General features: G+C 72.2%; 2 protein-coding genes. Both read left to right on the forward strand.

Going from position 1 to position 2,619, the window contains the following annotated elements; genetic code table 11:
- Positions 1 to 328: 328 nt before the first annotated feature.
- Positions 329 to 1,867 (forward strand): DUF58 domain-containing protein, encoded by a 1,539-nt coding sequence (locus tag DPQ64_RS08720; RefSeq protein WP_157971645.1) that lies wholly within the window; start codon positions 329 to 331, stop codon positions 1,865 to 1,867.
- A 2-nt stretch (positions 1,868 to 1,869) separates the two neighbouring features.
- Entirely contained in the window at positions 1,870 to 2,496 is a 627-nt protein-coding gene (locus tag DPQ64_RS08725; RefSeq protein WP_115863970.1) for a hypothetical protein, read from the forward strand.
- The last annotated feature ends 123 nt before the right edge of the window (positions 2,497 to 2,619 follow it).

Consider the following 2,619-nt stretch of genomic DNA (forward strand, 5'->3'; position numbering starts at 1 on the left):
GCCGGCACCGGACGTGACGAGCGAATCGAGTGCGCTCGATTCGCTCGTCACGTCCGGTGTCGATTCGCTTGCCACGTCCGGAACGGTGGGTGTCGGCATGCCGGCGTCCACCGCACCGAGGCCGGTCTGCGGGGCCGTCGCTATTAGGATCGCGAGGACGACGACTACCTGACCGCATCGCACCACCCTCCCCCGATTCACGCGGGACACTACTCCGGCGTCGGTAATACGTCTGATGGACCGTGGGGTCGCCGTGGGACGGTAACGGCCGATTACCGCCCGCTCGACCACCAGTAGCTTGAACTACGGGACCGCCGTGTCGGTGTCTATGGGGGTGACTCGCGGGTACTGGGGAGAGGCTGGGTTAGTCGTCGCGCTGGTCGCCGCGGCCGTGGCGTTCGCCCGGCCGTCGCTGCTGGTCGGTGCGGCCGGGGTCGCGGGCTGGCTGCTCGCCCGCCAGTACGCCTTTGTCCGGGACGTGTCCGCGGTCGCGGCCGACCTGTCGGTCGACCAGTCGGTCGCGCGCGACGCGGTCAGGGTCGGCGACGAGGTGCGCGTCGTCCTCGACGCCGAACTGCCGGACCCGGCTCCGGTCGACCTCGCAATAGAGGCGAACCCACCGGTCGGCGTCGAACTGGTCGAATCCGGCGGCGAAGTGGCCGAGTCCGGGGGCGAAGTCGACCAGGCAGGCGACAGTTCCGGCACCCGAGCCGCGCTGTCGGTCGGCCAGCGTACCGCGACGACCGCGTTCGCGGTCCGACCCCGGCTGGCCGGCGCGTTCGAGTCCGACCCGGCGACCGCGACCGCGAGCGACCCGGCTGGCCGGTTCCGGATTCGATTCCCCGCGGGCCACCCGTTGGAACTGACGGCCACCCCGCGCGGGCCGACGAACGTCCACGTCGGCGTCGGCGGCGAGACGGCCGACGCGCCGTACGGCGAGTACGCCAGCGACGAGCGCGGCCCCGGCATCGAGTTGGCCGACATCCGCGCCTACGTTCCCGGCGACGAGGTCCAGCGCATCGACTGGAACGCAACCGCCCGACTCGGCGAGCCCCACGTCCGGGAGTTCGAGACCACCACCGAGCGCCGCACGGTCCTCCTGCTCGACTGCCGGGCGTCGATGGCCGACGGGCCCGCGGGCGAGACGAAGTTCGACTACGTCCGGCAGGTCGCGCTCGCGGTCGTCCGGCACGCGCGCGAGCGGGGCGACCCCGTGGCGCTCTACGCGGTCGGCGAGGCCGGACTGCTCGTCGACCAGCCGCCGACCACGACCGAAGAGGGGTACGCGAAGCTCGAACGTCACCTCCGAGCGCTCGAACCCGATTCGGCGGACGAGCGAGCGGGTTCCGCAGACTGGCGAGCGGGCGGTAACGACGGAGCCGGCCAGAACGCGGGAACCCACTCGCCGGCGGTCGCCAGACGCCGGGCCGCGCGCCTGCGCGGCGACGACTCGGCGTTCGCCGACCGATTACGGCCGTTCTTCGCGGACGCCGACCCGTACGTCGAGCGCGTCACGGCGGACCCGCTCTACCGGACTGCCGGCACCCGGCTCGACCGACTGCGCGGCGCGGTGACGGCCGTGGTGCTGACCGACGACGCCCGACCCACCGAAACCAGGGAGGTGACGAAGATCGCCCGCCGGCGAGACGACCACGTGGTGGCGTTCCTGACGCCGGGCGCGCTGTTCGACCGCGAGGTCGATCTCGACACCGCGTACGACCGGTACGCCGACTTCGAGCGGTTCCGGCGCGGAATCGGCAACCTCGATCGCGTCAGGGCCTACGAGGTCGGGCCGGGCGACAGACTCGACGCACTGCTCGCCGTGAACCGAACTCGACCCCGACCGCGCGCGGAGGCGGGTGAGTGACGATGTCGGGACGCGCCGAGTCCGAGCGAGTGGCCGACCGCTCGGCGACTCCGAGCGAGCACCCCCGACTCGGCGGCGCGAGCGCGCTGGTCGCGGCGCTTGCGCTGCTCGTCTTTCCCGGCGAGAGCCCGGTCGTCGCCGTCCTCGGAGCCGTCGCCGTCCCCGTCGCGTGGTATCTGCTGACACCGGCCTACGCCTTCGCTCTCGGCCACGTGACACTCGCGGCGATCTTGCCAGCGGGCGCACTCGCAGGGGGAACCAACCTCGTCTGGATCGCCGCGGTGGAGGCCGGACTGGTCGGGATGCTGCTCGCGCCGGTACTGAAACGGGAGCGTCCCGACGAGAGCGCGGGCCTCGGGGGAGAAGGAGCCGACGAGGTCGCGGAAACCCCGGAAGAAGGAGCCGACGAGTTCGGGGGCAGATTCGACGGCGGGCTCGACCTCGGCGGAGCAGTCGTCCTGCTCGGCTGGGTGGCCGCCGGGGTCGGGCTCGCGTGGGCGAGCACTCGCGGGTCGCTCGCCCTCTCGACTGCCGGCGGGCTGCTGCTGGGCGCGAGCGCGCTCGTTGCGTTCGGCCTACATCGCTACCAGCTCGTCTCGCTCGGGGTCGTGGGGGGTGACGATGAGTAGGGACCCGCTCGAATCCGGCAAAGAAGACGGCGAGCGGTCCGAAACGGAGGAGGTAGACGAGAGATCTTCCAACCGAACCGAAGCGTCCGCGACCGACTCGCCGGCAGCCGACGCGGCTGCCGG

Source organism: Halorussus litoreus, from assembly GCF_003382685.1.
Lineage (GTDB): Archaea > Halobacteriota > Halobacteria > Halobacteriales > Haladaptataceae > Halorussus > Halorussus litoreus.